This is a genomic window from Inhella proteolytica, assembly GCF_016093275.1.
Classification (GTDB): domain Bacteria; phylum Pseudomonadota; class Gammaproteobacteria; order Burkholderiales; family Burkholderiaceae_C; genus Inhella; species Inhella proteolytica.
In genome coordinates, this window is record NZ_JAEDAK010000017.1 from 25,827 (window position 1) to 40,946 (window position 15,120).

General features: G+C 68.8%; 10 protein-coding genes. 7 read left to right on the plus strand and 3 right to left on the minus strand.

Annotated features, from left to right (window positions below):
* Positions 1-43: 43 nt before the first annotated feature.
* Genes I7X39_RS19245 through I7X39_RS19255 form a run of 3 tightly spaced genes read left to right on the plus strand, consistent with a single transcriptional unit; the run spans position 44 to position 3,098 of the window.
* Positions 44-700, plus strand: coding sequence for a TetR/AcrR family transcriptional regulator (locus I7X39_RS19245; protein ID WP_198112802.1), 657 nt, complete (start codon positions 44-46; stop codon positions 698-700).
* A 9-nt stretch (positions 701-709) separates the two neighbouring features.
* Positions 710-1,486 carry a tetratricopeptide repeat protein gene (locus I7X39_RS19250; protein WP_198112803.1) on the plus strand — a complete coding sequence of 259 codons (777 nt, stop codon included), beginning with the start codon at positions 710-712 and terminating at the stop codon, positions 1,484-1,486.
* Positions 1,476-3,098: an MFS transporter gene (locus I7X39_RS19255; protein WP_232352068.1), complete on the plus strand. Its 1,623-nt coding sequence runs from the start codon at positions 1,476-1,478 to the stop codon at positions 3,096-3,098. Before I7X39_RS19250 ends, I7X39_RS19255 begins: the two co-directional genes overlap by 11 nt.
* A 12-nt stretch (positions 3,099-3,110) precedes the next feature.
* On the opposite strand, the gene ylqF is transcribed toward I7X39_RS19255, so the two are convergent.
* Positions 3,111-4,085 (minus strand): ribosome biogenesis GTPase YlqF, encoded by a 975-nt coding sequence (ylqF, locus tag I7X39_RS19260; protein WP_198112804.1) that lies wholly within the window; start codon positions 4,083-4,085, stop codon positions 3,111-3,113.
* A 136-nt stretch (positions 4,086-4,221) separates the two neighbouring features.
* Here ylqF and I7X39_RS19265 point away from each other — a divergent pair, with 136 nt between their 5' ends.
* From I7X39_RS19265 to I7X39_RS19275, 3 genes are all read left to right on the plus strand, one after another.
* Positions 4,222-5,544 carry an iron-containing alcohol dehydrogenase gene (locus I7X39_RS19265; RefSeq protein WP_310739947.1) on the plus strand — a complete coding sequence of 441 codons (1,323 nt, stop codon included), beginning with the start codon at positions 4,222-4,224 and terminating at the stop codon, positions 5,542-5,544.
* 25 nt (positions 5,545-5,569) lie between these two features.
* Positions 5,570-7,789 carry a DUF8754 domain-containing protein gene (locus I7X39_RS19270; RefSeq protein ID WP_198112805.1) on the plus strand — a complete coding sequence of 740 codons (2,220 nt, stop codon included), beginning with the start codon at positions 5,570-5,572 and terminating at the stop codon, positions 7,787-7,789.
* A 423-nt stretch (positions 7,790-8,212) separates the two neighbouring features.
* On the plus strand, positions 8,213-10,810 hold the full coding sequence (locus tag I7X39_RS19275) for a S9 family peptidase (RefSeq protein WP_198112806.1): 2,598 nt from the start codon (positions 8,213-8,215) through the stop codon (positions 10,808-10,810).
* A 33-nt stretch (positions 10,811-10,843) separates the two neighbouring features.
* Here I7X39_RS19275 and I7X39_RS19280 read toward each other — a convergent pair whose 3' ends face one another.
* Positions 10,844-12,406, minus strand: a complete 1,563-nt coding sequence (locus I7X39_RS19280; protein ID WP_198112807.1) for a dipeptidase — start codon at positions 12,404-12,406, stop codon at positions 10,844-10,846.
* A gap of 46 nt (positions 12,407-12,452) precedes the next feature.
* Between I7X39_RS19280 and I7X39_RS19285 the strand changes: the two genes are divergently transcribed.
* Entirely contained in the window at positions 12,453-13,649 is a 1,197-nt protein-coding gene (locus tag I7X39_RS19285; protein ID WP_198112808.1) for a M24 family metallopeptidase, read from the plus strand.
* Here the strand turns inward: I7X39_RS19285 and I7X39_RS19290 are convergent, their stop codons facing one another.
* On the minus strand, positions 13,650-15,080 hold the full coding sequence (locus I7X39_RS19290) for a wax ester/triacylglycerol synthase family O-acyltransferase (RefSeq protein WP_198112809.1): 1,431 nt from the start codon (positions 15,078-15,080) through the stop codon (positions 13,650-13,652). It lies immediately after the preceding gene.
* Positions 15,081-15,120 lie beyond the last annotated feature (40 nt).

Genomic DNA, 15,120 nt, shown 5'->3' on the forward strand with positions numbered 1-15,120 from the left:
AATTACGGGGTTATCGTGCAGCGCTCACGCCCAAGAAGAAGCTATGGCCCCACCCAAGAAGCCCCGTCGCACGGCCGAGCGCATCCTGGAGGTGACGCTGGACCTGTTCAACCGTTTTGGCGAGCCCAATGTGTCCACCACATTGATCTCGGCCGAGCTGAACATCAGCCCCGGCAACCTCTACTACCACTACCCGGCCAAGGATGAGCTGATCAACGCGCTGTTCCAGCGCTTCGACACCGAACTGGCCGACCTGCTGCTGGCCGCCGACAACGTGCGCAATGTGGAAGACGCCTGGTTCTTCTTCCACACCCTGTACGAGCTGATCTGGAAGCACCGCTTCCTCTACCGCGACCTCAACGACCTGCTCTCCAAGAACCGCAAGCTGGAAACGCATTTCCAGACCGTGCTGGCGCGCAAGCAGGAAGCCATGCGCGGGGTGCTGGCGGGGCTGAAGATCGGCGGCGCGCTCAAGATGGACCCGCGCGAGGCCGCCCCGGTGGGCGCCAGCATGGTGGTGCTCTTGAGCTACTGGCTGAGCTACGAGTACGTGAAGGACCCGCGCCACGCGCTGGAGCCCGAGCGCGCCGGCTCGGCCCTGCTGCGCGGCGCCTTCCATGTGCTCAGCCTGCTGATGCCTTATCTCGAACCCAACTCTCGCGAGCACCTGTTCAAGCTGGCGGGGAACTACAACGCCTGAGGAGCCGCCATGGCCAAGTGGACCGCCTTCCCCTACGACAACAGCGCCTTCGTCCAGACCCCGGCCAGCTTGAAGAAAGCCTGGCCCAAGCTGCACAAGGGCGACGCCGAGCCCTGGCCCAAGGACGAAGCCGTGCAGCAGGCCTGGATCCACTTCCATGCGGGCGACTTCAAGAAGGCCTTTGACGCCGGCCTGAAGGCGGGCGGTTCGGCCGGCATCAACTGCGCCAACAAGGCCCAGGCCATCTACGCCAACTACCTCGAAAAGAACGAGAAGACCAAGCTGGAGATGTTCCTGGCCGTGGCCCAGCGCGCCGAGGCGCTGCAGGCCGAGGACCCCGCGAACGCCAACGCCTTCTACTGGCAGGCCTATGCGCTGGGCCGCTATGGCCAGGGCATTAGCGTGGCCGAGGCGCTGGCCGAGGGCCTGGGCGTGACGATCAAGAGCGCGCTGGAAACCACCATCGAACTGGCCCCCAAGCATGCCGACGCCCACATCGCGCTGGGCACCTTCCACGCCGAGGTGATCGACAAGGTGGGCCGCCTGCTGGCCCGCACCCAGGGGGCGGACGCCGCCACCGGCCTGAAGATGTTCGAGCAGGCGCTCAAGCTCAACCCCAAGAGCGCCATCGCCATGGTGGAGCGCGCCAACGGCCTGGTGATGATCGAAGGCGAGAAGCGCATGGCCGAGGCCGAGAAACTCTACGCCGACGCTGCCGCCTGCGAGCCCATCGACGCGATGGACTGCCTGGACATCGAGATGGCACGGGCCGAGCTTGAGGAATAAGGCGGCCCGCGCCCCGGCGCCGGCGCTCTCGCTGTTCCACCACCCGCTGGCCTTCTGGCTGGGCTGCGCGCTCATCACCCTGGGCGTGCTCTCGCATGGGCCGATGTTCCTGATGGGCCAGCACACGCACTGGCGCATGGTGGGCATGCCGATGACCTGGGAGATGTGGGTCGGCATGGCCTTGATCCCGCTGGGCGTGGCGCTCTCCTGCTACGGCCTGATGCCGCGCCGGCCCGGCAGCCTGCCACTGGCCGGCGGTCTGCAGTTCCATGTGGCCGATGGCGTGGCGCTGAACCGCGAGCACTGGAAGCTGGTGCTGGTGCTGATCGTGACGCTGGCCATCGACGTCATGAAGCCCGCCACCCTGGGCTTCGTGATGCCGGGCATGAGCGCCGAGTACGAGATCAGCCGCGCGCGTGCCGGCCTGCTGGCGCTGTTCGCCCTGACCGGCACCACCGTGGGCTCGGTGGTCTGGGGGCGCGTGGCCGATCGCTTCGGGCGCCGCGCCGCCATCCTGCTGTCGGCGCTGATGTTCATCGGCACCGCCATCTGCGGCGCCATGCCCAGCTTCGAGTGGAACCTGGCGATGTGCTTCCTGATGGGCGCCTCGGCCGGCGGCCTGCTGCCCATCGCCTTCACGCTGATGGCCGAGACCGTGCCCGCGCACCACCGCGGCTGGCTGTTGGTGCTGCTGGGCGGCGTGGGCACTTCGGCGGGCTATCTGCTGGCGGCCGGTTCGGCGGCCTGGCTGGAGCCGCTGTTCAGCTGGCGCGTGCTGTGGCTGCTGGGCCTGCCCACCGGGGCGGTGATCATCTTTCTGAACCGCTTCATCCCGGAATCCCCCCGCTTCCTGGCGCAGGCCGGGCTGACCGAGCAGGCCCGCGCGGTGCTGGCCCGCTTTGCCGGCAGCCGCACCGGCTTGGAGCCCGACGACGCCCGCCACCCGGGCGCGCCGCCGATCGACGATGAGGCACACCCCGTGGCCGGCGCCCGCGAACTGCTGCGCGGGGCCCATGCCCGCATCAGCTCGGCGCTGCTCGTCTGCGGTACGGGCTGGGGGCTGGTGAACTTCGGCTTCCTGCTCTGGCTGCCCAGCAATCTGCAGCAACTCGGCGTGGACGCCTCGGCCGCCAATGCCTTGCTGGCCAAGTCCTCGCTGCTGGCCCTGCCGGGCATCGCACTGGTGATCTGGCTCTACCACCGCTGGAGCAGCTTCAAGACCCTGGTGCTGTTCATCGCGCTGAGCACGCTGTGCCTGCTGCTCTTTGCCCTGCTGGCGTGGCTGGACTTGCGCTCCAGCGCCGCAACCACGGCGGCCACGGCAGCGCTGTTGGTCAGCGTCAGCGGCGTCATCGCGATGCTGATCCCCTATGCGGCCGAGATCTACCCCGTGCAACTGCGCGGCAGCGGCTCGGGCGTGGTGGCGGCCAGCTCCAAGCTGGGCGGCATCCTGGCCGCGCTGATGGCGCTGACGGGCTTCTTCGACCACTTCCTGATCAGCGCGCTGGTGCTGGCCCTGCCCATGGCCGCCTCGGCCTGGCTGCTAGCGCGCAGCGGCGTGGAAACGCGTGGCGCCACGCTGGAGCAGATCCAGCAGAAGCTGCAGGGCTGAGGCCCAGGCGCCTCAGGCCTCCTCGTCCTGCTGTTCAGCGCCCGGGTCCTCGCGCAGCCCGGAGCCCTTGCGCCGCTTGGCCGCGCGCGCCTCGCGCTTGGCCTCGCGCTCCGCATCCAACAGCACGGCGGCCGCGGCCCAGGCGGCGAACTGCTCGGGGGTTTCGAGCGTGATGCGCCCCAGCACGCCCTGGCGGAATTCGTAGATCAGCACCTCGGCGGCCTTCTGCAGATTGACGCGGCCACCGCTTTGCATGGCACCGCGCTGGCGGCCGATCTGGCTCAGCACCTGCTCTTCGTCCCCGGTGTGCAGCAATTCGCCCAGCTTGTAGCGCGCCTCCAGCAGATCCGGGTAATCGCTGCGCAGGGTCTGCAGCAGGTCCAGGGCCACCACCTCCTCGGTGAAGGCATTGCGGCCCACGGCGCCGCTGGCGGCCAGGTTCTGGCCGGCCTGGGGGATGGCAATGCGCGGCCACAGCATGCCGGGCGTGTCGAACAAATAGACGTCGTTCTCTAGCACCAGCTTCTGCTCGACCTTGGTGACGCCCGGCTCGTCCGCTGCCTTGACAGCCTTGCGGCCGAGCATGCGGTTGATCAGCGTGCTCTTGCCCACATTGGGGATGCCGCAGATCAGGATGCGTAGCGGCTTGGCCATGCCGCCGCGGTTCGGCGCCAAGGCGCGGCATTCCTTGCTCAGGGCCGCCACCGGCGCGCGCATGGCGGTGTCCAGGGGAATGGCGCGCGTGGCGGGCTTGGCGTTGTAGTGCGCCAGCCAGGCCTCGGTGCGCACCGGATCGGCCAGGTCCTGCTTGTTCAAGAGCTTGAGCGTGGGCTTGTGCCCGGTCATCTCGGCCAGCAGCGGGTTGGCGCTGGAGCCCGGGCAGCGCGCGTCCAGCAATTCGATGACGACATCGATGCCTTCCTTGACGCGATCCTGAATCGCCTTGCGGGTGGCATGCATATGCCCCGGGAACCATTGAATCGACAAACGCGCCACCTTGAAAAACTGCCGCACCACGCGGCCAACGGGGGCATTGTCCTGTTGCGCGCCTGCACAGGGCCCGGGCAGCGTGCGGCCGGTGCTACAGAATGGGCCGCACCCACGCTTGCCCCTGGAGACCCTGGTGATCCTCGATTTCATCCCCGAAGCCACCCGCGCCGCCGGCCTGGGCGCCCTGATGAAGGGCGCCGGCAAGGTGACGCGCTACATCCCCATCCCCCAACCCACGCTGCTGGTGGGCCCTGGCTCCAGCACCCGGCTGGGCGAGGCCGTGGCCGGCTTCGGCCACCACAAGCTGCTGGTGGTGACGGACGCCATCCTGGCCAAGATGGGCCTGCTCAAGGGCCTGACCGACGCCCTGACCGCCGGCGGCGCCGAGTTCGTGGTGTTCGACGAGATCACGCCCGACGCCCCGATCCCCCTGATCGAGCGCGGTATCAAGGCCTTCAAGGACAACGATTGCGACGCCATCGTGGCCTTCGGCGGCGGCTCCTCGATCGACGCCGCCAAGGCCATGTGCATGGCCATCGCCAACCCCAAGCCGCTGCGCAAGCTGGCGGGTTACTTCAAGGGCCGGCACAACCCGGTCACGCTGTACGCCGTGCCCACCACCGCCGGCACCGGCTCGGAGGTGACGGTCGCCGCCGTCATTTCCGACCCCGAGCGCAAGGACAAGATCGTGGTGGTGGATCCGCGCCTGGTGCCCCGCATGGCGGCGCTGGACCCGCAGCTGATGACCGGCCTGCCGCCGCACATCACCGCCGCGACCGGCATCGACGCCCTCACGCACGCCGTTGAGGCCTTTGTGGGGAACTGGGCCACCGAGTACACCGATGGCCTGGCCCTGGCCGCCGTCGGGCTGATCTTCGGCAACCTGCGCACCGCCTACCGCGACGGCAAAAACCTGGTGGCGCGCGAGAACATGGCCCTGGCCTCCACCTACGCCGGCATGGCCTTCACGCGCGCCAACGTGGGGTACGTGCACGCCATCGCGCACCAGTTCGGCGGCCGCTATCACACGCCCCATGGCCTGGCCAACGCCATCATGCTGCCGCTGGTGCTGCGCTTCTCGGCCCCGGCCATCGTGCCGCGCCTGGCCAAGCTGGCGGTGCGCGCCAAGCTGGGCGAGGCCTACGAACGCGACGACGACCTGGCCGAGCGCTTCCTGGAGGCCATCGAGCAGTTGAACCGCGACCTGGGCATCCCCACCCAGCTGGCCGCACTGCAGGAAGCCGACATCCCCGACATCGCCCGCGCCGCGCGCCTGGAGGCCGATACCGGCTACCCCGTGCCGCGCTACATGACGCAGGAGCAATGCGAGCTGCTGATCCGCCAGGTGCTGCCGCCGGCCGCGGAGGGCGCCGCCAAGCCCGCACGCAAGAAGGCGGCCGCGCCTGCCAAGAGCGCCCCTGCCAAGAAGGCCGCCCCCCGCAAGAAGACCGCCTGACCCTCCCCCGCCAAGGACCCGACTCATGAAGAAAGTCATCACCGTCACCCTGGGCTCTTCCCAGCAGGATTTCTCCTTCAAGACCCGCTTCCTGGGGCAGGACTTCGAGGTCCAGCGCCTGGGCGCCGACGACGACCTGACGCAGGCCTGGGAGCTGCTGCGCCGCCACCAGGCCGAGGCCGACGCCGTGGGCCTGGGCGAGATCGGCGACCACTACCAGGTCGGCCTGAACTCGGTCGTCAACAAGGAGACCCGGCGCCTCTTGAACGTGGTGACGCGCGTGCCCGCCACCACCGGCGCCACCCTGCGCCGCCTGCTGCAGGTGCGCGCGGTACGTCATGTGCAGCACGAGCTGGGCAATTACTTCAACAACAACATCGTGTTGTTCCTCTCGGGCATGCGCAATTACGACATGGCCGTGGCCCTGTCCGAGTACACCAAGAACCTGAACTTTGCCGACGCGCTGTTCCAGACCGGCGCGCCCACCATGCTGCACTCGCTGGAGCAGCTGGAGCTGTTCGCCAAGGGCACGCGCTGGGTGCTGCCGGGCAAGCCGCGCGAGATCCTCGAGGCTTCGCTCTCGGGTCTGAAGAAGCGCAAGGTGATGTCCGAGGTCGAGCGCGCCCACCTCATCGTCGGCACCTTCGCCGAGATCAAGGCGGTGGGCAATGCTGACAACCTGAACGGCAAGACCGTCATCACCTCCGCGGTGGACGACGACCGCCTCAAGTTCTTCAAGCAGTGCAAGGTCAACCTCGTCATCGACGTCAGCCCCAAGCTGTTCGATCAGGTGGTGGGCATCAACGTCATCGAGGCCATGATCCTGGCCGCGCTGGGCAAGCCGCCCGAGGCCGTGTCGGACGACGACTTCACCGAAATCCTGGACGAGCTGCAGATCGCCCCGCGCCTGCTGCACCCCACCGGCAAGTTCCGCAACATCCGCCGCTTCGCCTTCGTGATCCACCCGCTCTCGCAGGAGTTCATCCGCAAAGGCTTCCCCATCCCGAAGGGCACACCGAAGTTCATCATGAACCAGGTCGAGACCCTGGCCGCGCACATGCCGCCGATGGTCTATTGCAAGATGGAGAACATCGTCTCGCCCACCGGGGCCGAGGCCGAGGGTTGGCTGATCAGCGTGGGCGGCACGCCCAAGGAAATGCTGGCGCGCAGCCCCGAGTTCACCTACCGCCGCCTGCTGCAGGCGGCCAAGATGGCCGAGAAGCTGGGCGCGCAGATCATGGGCCTGGGCGCCTTCACCAAGGTGGTGGGCGACGCCGGCATCACCGTGGCGCGGCGCTCCAGCATCCCCATCACCACCGGCAACAGCTACTCCGCCTCCGGCGCGCTCTGGGCCGCGGCCGATGCCATGCGCCGCATGGGCCTGGTCAAGGTCAAGAAGGGCGACAAGCGCGTACCCGCCAAGACCATGGTGATCGGCGCCTCCGGCTCGATCGGCTCCGTCTCGGCGCGCCTGCTGGCCATGGCCTTCGACGAGGTCGTCATCGCCGGTCGCGACATGAAGAAGCTGGAGGAGCTGAAGAAGAGCATCCTCAAGGACACGCCCGACGCCAAGGTGGTCTGCTCCACCGATTACGACAGCCTGCTGGGCGAGATGGACATGATCGTCACCAGCACCTCGGGTGCCGGCAAGAAGATCCTCGATATCACCAAGGTCAAGCCCGGCTGCGTCATCACCGATGTGGCCCGCCCGCTGGACCTGCCGCCCGAGGAAGTGGCCAAGCGCCCGGACGTGCTGGTGATCGAGAGTGGCGAGATCGAGCTGCCCACCAAGGTGCGCGGCATGAAGAGCATCGGCCTGCCCAACAACGTGATCTACGCCTGCCTGGCCGAGACCATCGTGCTGGCGCTGGAAGGCCGCTTCGAGGTCTTCACCATCGGCCGCGACACCGAATGGCCCAAGGTCAAGGAGATCTACAAGCTGGGCCTGAAGCACGGCATGAAGCTGGCCGCCATCTCGGGCGTGAACGGCGTGTTCACCGACAAGGACATCGCCAAGGTCGTCAAGCTCGCGCTCGAGGCCCGCAAGACCTGGAAGGCTGGCGGCAGCGTGGAAGACGCCAAGCCGGCCAAGAAGGCGACGCGTGCGAAGGTGGTGGGCAATGGCAGCGCTGAACCTGCGGCCAAGCCCGCGAAAAAGGCGGCGAAGAAGGCCGCCGCTGCGCCAGCAGCAGCGCCGCGCAAGGCACCGGCCCGCAAGAAGGCTGTGGCGGCTGCTACCGAGTAAGCCTCGCCACCTCAGCACCGCCCCCCGGCTCGCCCGGGGGTTTTCATTTCTGGAACGCCCCCCGCCAGTCCGAGGATCTCGGTGGCTCGAAGCGAGGGGGTGGGGTGGGTGGCGCAGTGAAGTCAAGGAGGAGCCCGTAGGGCGGGGGACATGAACGGAGCCACCCACCCCGCGCCCTCGCCGCGCCAAGCCGCGGCAGGAACGGAGCCTCACGCACGCCAGCTCTGAGCCCAAAGGGTGCCGAGCACGAACAATTGGCGCAAATGTGCCGATTCGCAGGCACCAACCATGCCTTTCGGCCCTGCTGCGCGCAGGCCCCGATTCCTAGAATTTCGCCCCACGGCCGCCCAGCTCGGGCATCACGGCCCTCCCCTCCCCATGCGCATCCATCACCAAGCAGCCGTCGGGCTGCTGGCAGTCCTTTTGACCGCCGTTTCCCTGCCCTCGCACAGCCAGGCCCCCGTCCAGGCCCCGGCCTTGAGCCTGGAACAGCTGTTCCGCGCCCAGCCGCTGCGTGGCGAGGCGGCCAAGCAGCCGGCCTTCAGCCGCAGCGGGCGCTACCTGGCCTACCTGTGGAACCCGCATGGCGAGCCGGGCAACGACCTGTACGTGCACGACACCCGCAGCGGCAACACCCTGCGCCTGAGCTCCCCCACCCTGATGGCCGCGGTGGAAACGCCCGAAAACCTGGAGCGCTTCCACAAGAAGCGCAGCCAGCGCGAACGCGAATGGGCCGAGCGCCAGGCCCGCGAGGAGGCGCAAGCGGCCTACCTGCGCGGCGAGGCCGTGGACCTGAACCGCTGGGAGCGCGAGGCGATTGACGCGCTGAAGAAGGAACTGCAGGCCAAGAAGGACCGCGAGGACGCCCAGAAGGCCGCCGACAAGCTCGAAGCCGAGGCCGAAAAGCGCGCCATGGCCGAGCTGGAGGCCAAGCGCAGCGGCAAGCCGCTGCCACCGGCCGCAGCCGCGTCCGCCGCCGCCCCCACCCCGCCCAAGCCGCTGGAGAAGGAAGACTGGGAGTGGCGCGACGAGCTGAAGAAAAAGCTCGCCAAGGACAAGCTCAAGCCCACCGACCTCTACCCCGGCGTGGCCCAGTTCGTGTGGGCGCATGAGAAGGACGAGCTGGTGTTCCAGTACCGCGGCCAGCTGCTGCGTTGGCAGGCCGGCCAAAGCCAGGCCCAGCCCCTGCTGGCCCTGGGCCGCAACCTGCGCGCCGTGGCCTACAGCCGCGACGACCTGGGCCTGGTGTTCCAGGACGAAACCCGCGTGCTGCGCACCCGCTTCGCGCAGGGCGGCGTGCAGGTGCTGAACCACGAGCTGGTGCACCCGGACGACGCCGAGCGCAAGTACAAGATCGAGGCCACCACGCTGAGCAAGGACGGCCGTTGGATGGCCCTGCTGGCCCGCGCCCCGCTGGGCGAGGAAGGCAAGCCGCCGCCCAAGCCCGGCCGCCAGGTGGAGATCATGGGTTACGACCAGCGCTTCGCCACCGCCAAGAAAGTGGACCGCGAGGTCTCGGACGACAAGCGCATGGTGCCGCCCACGGCGCTCTACATCCGCGCCGTGCCGCAAGGTGCGGGCGCGCTGCCCAAGCAGCCCGAGCCGGTGTTCACCCACAAGGGCGGCGACGTCTGGTTCGAGATGAGCCCGGTGGCCTGGAGCGAGGACGGCCGCCACTACAGCTTTGCCACCTGGGAGCGCGAGAAGGAGCTGCTGCGCGTCTACCTGGGCCGCGCCGACGAGCAGGCCAAGCCGGAGGTGGTGATCGAGCGCCGCGGCGACGTGGGCCATGAAGTGGTGAGCGTGCTGAACCCGCAGTTCACGCCCGACGGCAAGACCCTGGTGACCGTGCTGGACGAAGCCGGCTGGCGCCAGCCCTACGCGCTGGACCTGGCCAGCAAGCAGTTGCGCCCGCTGCTCAAGGGCGAGTTCGAGGCCCACCAGGTGCTCGGCTTCACGCCCGACAGCAAGGCCCTGTTCGTGCTGGCCAACAAGGACGACCTGGCGGCCATGAATGTCTACCGCGTGGACATGGCCAGCGGCCAGATGTTGGCCCTGGGCCAGGCGCCCGACTACCACCGCAACGCCGCGGTGAGCTTCGATGGCCAGCAGGCCGCCGCCGTGGCCGGCCACTGGGCCGTGCCGCCCGAACTCAAGCTGCTGGGCGCCAAGCCCCGCACGCTCACCAGCAGCCACGACCCGGCGCTGACCCCGCTGATGACCACGCTCACCCCCGAGCGCTTCAGCTTCAAGAACCGCCATGGCGACACCCTGCACGCCTACTGGTTCAAGCCCAAGGGCTGGCAAGCCAGCGACCGCCGCCCGGCCGTCGTCTACGTGTACGGCGGCCCGCTGAACGACCGCCACAGCGTGGAGACCGACAGCTACCAGCCCACCGCTTACCAGTTCGGCATGTACATGGCCGCCAAGCATGGCTACGTGACGGTGACCCTGGACACGCGCGGCCACTCCAATTACGGCCGCCGCTTCAGCGGCGCCAACTGGGAGAACCCTGGCGTGCCGCAAACCGAGGACCTGGAAGACCTGCACCGCCACATCGTGCAGAACCTGGGCGTGGACGGCACGCGTGTGGGCCTGAACGGCTGGAGCTTCGGCGGCTTCCAGACCCAGCACACCCTGTACACGAAGCCCGATCTGTACGCCGCCGGCATTGCCGGTGCCGGCCCCACCGAATGGGAGAACTACAACAGCTGGTACAGCGGCCGCACCATCGGCAAGGTGGACCGCAGCAAGCCCAATCTGCGCAAGTACTCGCTGCTGCCGCTGGCCAAGAACCTGAAGAAGCCCCTGCTGCTGGTGCACGGCATGATGGATCCGAACGTGCTGTACCAGGACACCGTCAACGTCTACCGCGCGCTGCTCGAATCGGGCAAGGAACCGCTGGTCGATCTGTTCCTCGACCCCGAGGGCGAGCACGGCATGGGTGGCGCGGTGAAGACCGCCGGCTGGCACCGCAAGTACGAGGCCTTCTGGCTGCAGCACCTCGGCAAAGCTCAATAAATCACAAGGCCCCGCGAGGGGCCTTGTGGCTTTTCAAACCCAGCGGTTGTTCGTCAGCTGCACCAGCAGCTCGTGGCGCAGCTCCACCCAGCGCTGCAGCGCGCGCTGCACCGTGCTTTCCGCAAAGGCGGTGGCCTGGGCACTGCGCTTGGCGGCATCGGGTTCGCGCGCCAGCGCGTCGTCCAGCAGCAGCCACTCGCTTTGCACCGCGGCCTCGAAGGCATCCCGCCGCTGCTGCACCAGGGGCAGCGCGCGCTGCCAGCCCAGGCGCATCAGGTTGTCCACGAAGTCCACCGCCCAGCGCAGCGAGCCGGTGCTGAAGCGATCGGGGTCGTAGTCGCGCACCGGCTCGGGCATCTGGCGCGTGGCCAGCGAGAAGGGCAGCCAGGGCGCGGCAATCGGGTTGTCCAGCGCCAGCCAGTACACGCCGGCGGCGTCATCCGCGCGGTCGCTGCGCAGCTGGCTGATGGCGGCGTAATGGCCGAAATGCCGCGCCACCGGGCGGCGGCGCGTCAGGCGCAGCAGGCGCGTCAGCTCCGGGCCGGGGAAGGGCGTGGCCAGCTCGCTCTTGCGGCTCTGGCCCTGCGCGTCCTGCACCGTCCATTGCGGCTGGGCCGTCAGGTCGTAGACCGTGCCGGCGAAGGTGTCGCGGTGGAAGGCCATCAGATCGGCCAGCGCCAGCGGCCGCTCGGGGCGAATGGAGAAGGGGTAGAGGTCGATCGACTCCAGCGCCTGCACGTAGGCATCCAGGGTCTGGTGCGGGTCGGGCCCGAGCTGGCGCTGCGGCCACTCGCGCAGGCTGGGGGCAAAGCGCTGGTGGAACAGCCAGAGGCGCGAAAGCGCCCATTCGCGAGGCAACGGCGTGAAGGCGAGCCGCCAGTTCAGGCGCTGGCCGGGCGCCAGCCAGCCGCGCGCCTGCGCGAACGCGATGACGCCGCGGCCGATGCGCACGTCCGGGTCGGCCGGGTCCAGTTCGGTGAGCACGCTCCAGTTGGCCACCACCAGGGCCTGGTCGCGCCCCACACGGCGCGCCGCCCACAGCGCGCCGGGCTGGCCGCTGTCGCGGCGCCAGCCCTTGCCCACGCCGAACACCTCCATCACCCAGGCGTCCTGCGGGTCGGCCAGCAGCAGCAGCTCGCCGCCGTCGCCGCAGGAAGGCAGAAAGCCCTGCTCCTCCATCAGCCGGCCGATCAGCTCCACGGCCTCGAGCGCCTTCGTGCAGCGCTGCAGCGCCAGGGCCATGGCCTGCTCGATGGTCAGGCAGCCCTCCCCCTCGTCGCGCAGCGCCACCAGCTCGGGGCGCTGGCTGGTGGTGCTTTCAGCCAGGGCCAGCTGGTGCTCGTTCAAATGCGGATAGGCGCTGTGCAGGTAGGCATGGGTGAGCGCCACCTGGGGGATCTGCCCGAGCACCTCGCCGAAGTCCTCCGGGTCGGGGCGCACCTCCTGAATGCCGGCGTACAAGCGCGCTTGGCTGCCGGGCTCATGGGTGGCGGCCGGTATGCGGCGCACGCGCGAATCCTGGCCGGTGTCCGAATGGCTGAGCAGGGTGCTGCCGTCGGCGCTGGCGCCGGGGCCGACGAAGATCACGGTGCACATAGAGACCTCGATTGCATAATGGATCCAATTATCCGGAGATGCTGAGATGACGATCGGAGTGGGGGGCCTGAGCCCCGAAGCCGCGCTGCAAACACTGCAGCCCATGATGGCCGGTGTGCAAGACATCCAGCCGGCCGAGTACCAGGCGCGCATCGAGAAAGTGCAAGGCCTGCTGCGCGCACAGGGCCTGGCTGGCCTGCTCTTGGTTGCGGGCACGAACCTGCGCTACTTCACCGGCCTGCGCTGGCGCGCCAGCGAGCGCTTCGTGGGCGCGCTGCTGCCGGCCGAGGGCCCGTTGCAGTACATCGCCCCGGCCTTCGAGCGCGGCACGGTGGAAGAGCTGCTGATGCTGCCCGGCCCCTTGCACACCTGGGAGGAGCACGAGAGCCCCTACGCGCTGATCCGCCGCCTGGTGCCTGGCCCGGTGCTGCTGGCGCTGGACGAGGCGGCGCCCTTCTTTGTCGTCGATGGTCTGCAGCATGCCGGCCTGGTGCTGCGCAATGCGCACGACCTGACGGCCGAGTGCCGCATGCACAAATCGCCCGCCGAGCTGGCGCTGATGCAGCGCGCCTTTGACATGACGCTGGCCGTGCACCGTGCCACCGCCTCGATGCTGCACGCCGGCATCCGCAGCGACGAAGTCGAGGCCTTCATCGACCAGGCGCACCGGCGCGCGGGCGCGGCCGGCAACAGCTTCGTCATCGTGCTCTTCGGCGTGGCCAGCTCCTTCCCGCACGGCGTCAAGGAGCCCCAGGTCTTGAAGGACGGCGACATGGTGCTGATCGACACCGGCTGCTATGTGCATGGCTACAGCTCGGACATCACGCGCAGCTATGTGTTCGGCACGCCCGACGCCGAGGCACGGCGCCTGTGGAACCTGGAGAAAGCCGCGCAGGCCGCCGCCTTTGCCGCCGCCCGGCTGGGCCAGCCGTGCGAAGTGGCCGACGCCGCCGCCCGCCAAGTGCTGGAAGCCGGCGGCCTGGGGCCGGACTACGCCCTGCCCGGCCTGCCGCATCGCACCGGCCACGGCATCGGCCTGGACATCCACGAGCGCCCTTACCTGGTGCGCGGCGAACGCACGCCGCTGGCGCCCGGCATGTGCTTCAGCAACGAACCCATGATCGTGGTGCCAGGCCGCTACGGCATCCGGCTGGAAGACCACTTCTACATGACCGAAGCGGGCCCGCGCTGGTTCACGCCGCCGGCGCACGCGGTGGACGACCCGTTCGGGCTGCAGGCTTGATCAGGCGGCCTCGTCACCCCAGGGCAGCATCAGCGTCAGCAGGGTCAGCTTCTCGAACTCGGGTTCGAACTGGGCAATGATGGCCTCGGGGTCGGGGCACAGGCCGGCGTCGGTGATCAGGCCGAACTGCACCTTGCCCGCGTAGGTCAGGATGCTGACGCCCATGCCGATGTCGCCGCTCTGCGGCACCCAGAACATCACCTTCTCCACCGTGCTGCCGCAGAAGCTCAGGGCCTTCTGCGGGCCCGGCACATTGGTCATCACCGCCGTGGCCTTCTTGGCGAAGATGTTCAGCATGGCGTGCTGCACCGGCTTGATCAGCAGGCCCGCCACCGCCAGCAAGCCAAAGGCCATGATGGGCTGGAAGCTGCCCTTGAGTTCCTGCATGCGCTCGCGCACGGCGAACAGGCGCTCCACCGGGTTGGCGATGCCGATCGGCAGCACCAGCGGCACCAGGCCGAAGCGGTTGCCGAGCTGGTAGGCCTTTTCCAGCGGCCGCAAGTTCACCGGCACCATGGCGCGGATCTCCTGGCCCTCGGGATCGTCACCCTTGGCGCGCAGGTAGGCGCCAATGGCACCAGCCACGCAGCTCAAGAGCACATCGTTCACCGAGGCGCCGAGCGCCTTGCCCACCGCCTTGACCTGGTCCAGCCCCAGGCCATCGGCCCAGGCCACGGTCTTGCTCGGGCCGGGCTTGCCCTTCAGCCGGGTGTGCGAGTCATCCGGCATCAGCGCAAAGGCTGTCACGTCGCTCACCGCCTGGTAGCCCAGCTTGGCCATGTGCAGGGTGGCGTCCACCGGCGTGTCGGGGGCGATCAGCAGGTCCATGCCCTTGGCCGCGCCCTTGCCCGCCAGGTGCACGGCGTTCACCGTCATGTCGGTGATGGGGCGCAGCAGGGTGTCGACGATCCAGTCCGCCTCGCTCTCGGGCTCGGGCTCACGGCGGCGCCGCGGCGGCGGGGCGCCGCCATCGGTGATGGAGAGCATCACGGCGATCAGCGCGATGCCGTCGCCAATGCAGTGGTGGATGCGCGCCACCAGCGCCGACTGGCCCTCCACGTCCTCGATCAGCTCGAACTTCCACAGCGGGTGCCTCGGGTCCAGCGGCTCGGAGGCCAGCGCGCCCACATGGGCCTGCAGGGCCTGCGTGGCGGTCTGCCCCGGCTCGCGCTGCAGCACGGCGCGCTGCACATGGCGGCTGATGTCGAAATCCGGGTCCTCGACCCACTCGGCGCCCAGCACGTCCTCGCGCACAAACTGGCGGAAGCGCCGGTAGGGCAGCAGGCGCTCGATGCAGCGCTGGCGCAGCGCATCGAGCGAGATGCTGGGCTTCAGGAACCAGACCCCGACGATCATCATCAGGTTCTCGGGCGTGTCCATCCGCAGCCAGGCGGTGTCGACACGGCTCATGCGCTCGGTGCTGAGGCTCATGGAGTGCGGGCTCTAAGGGGGGATTCGCCGGGATTCTGTC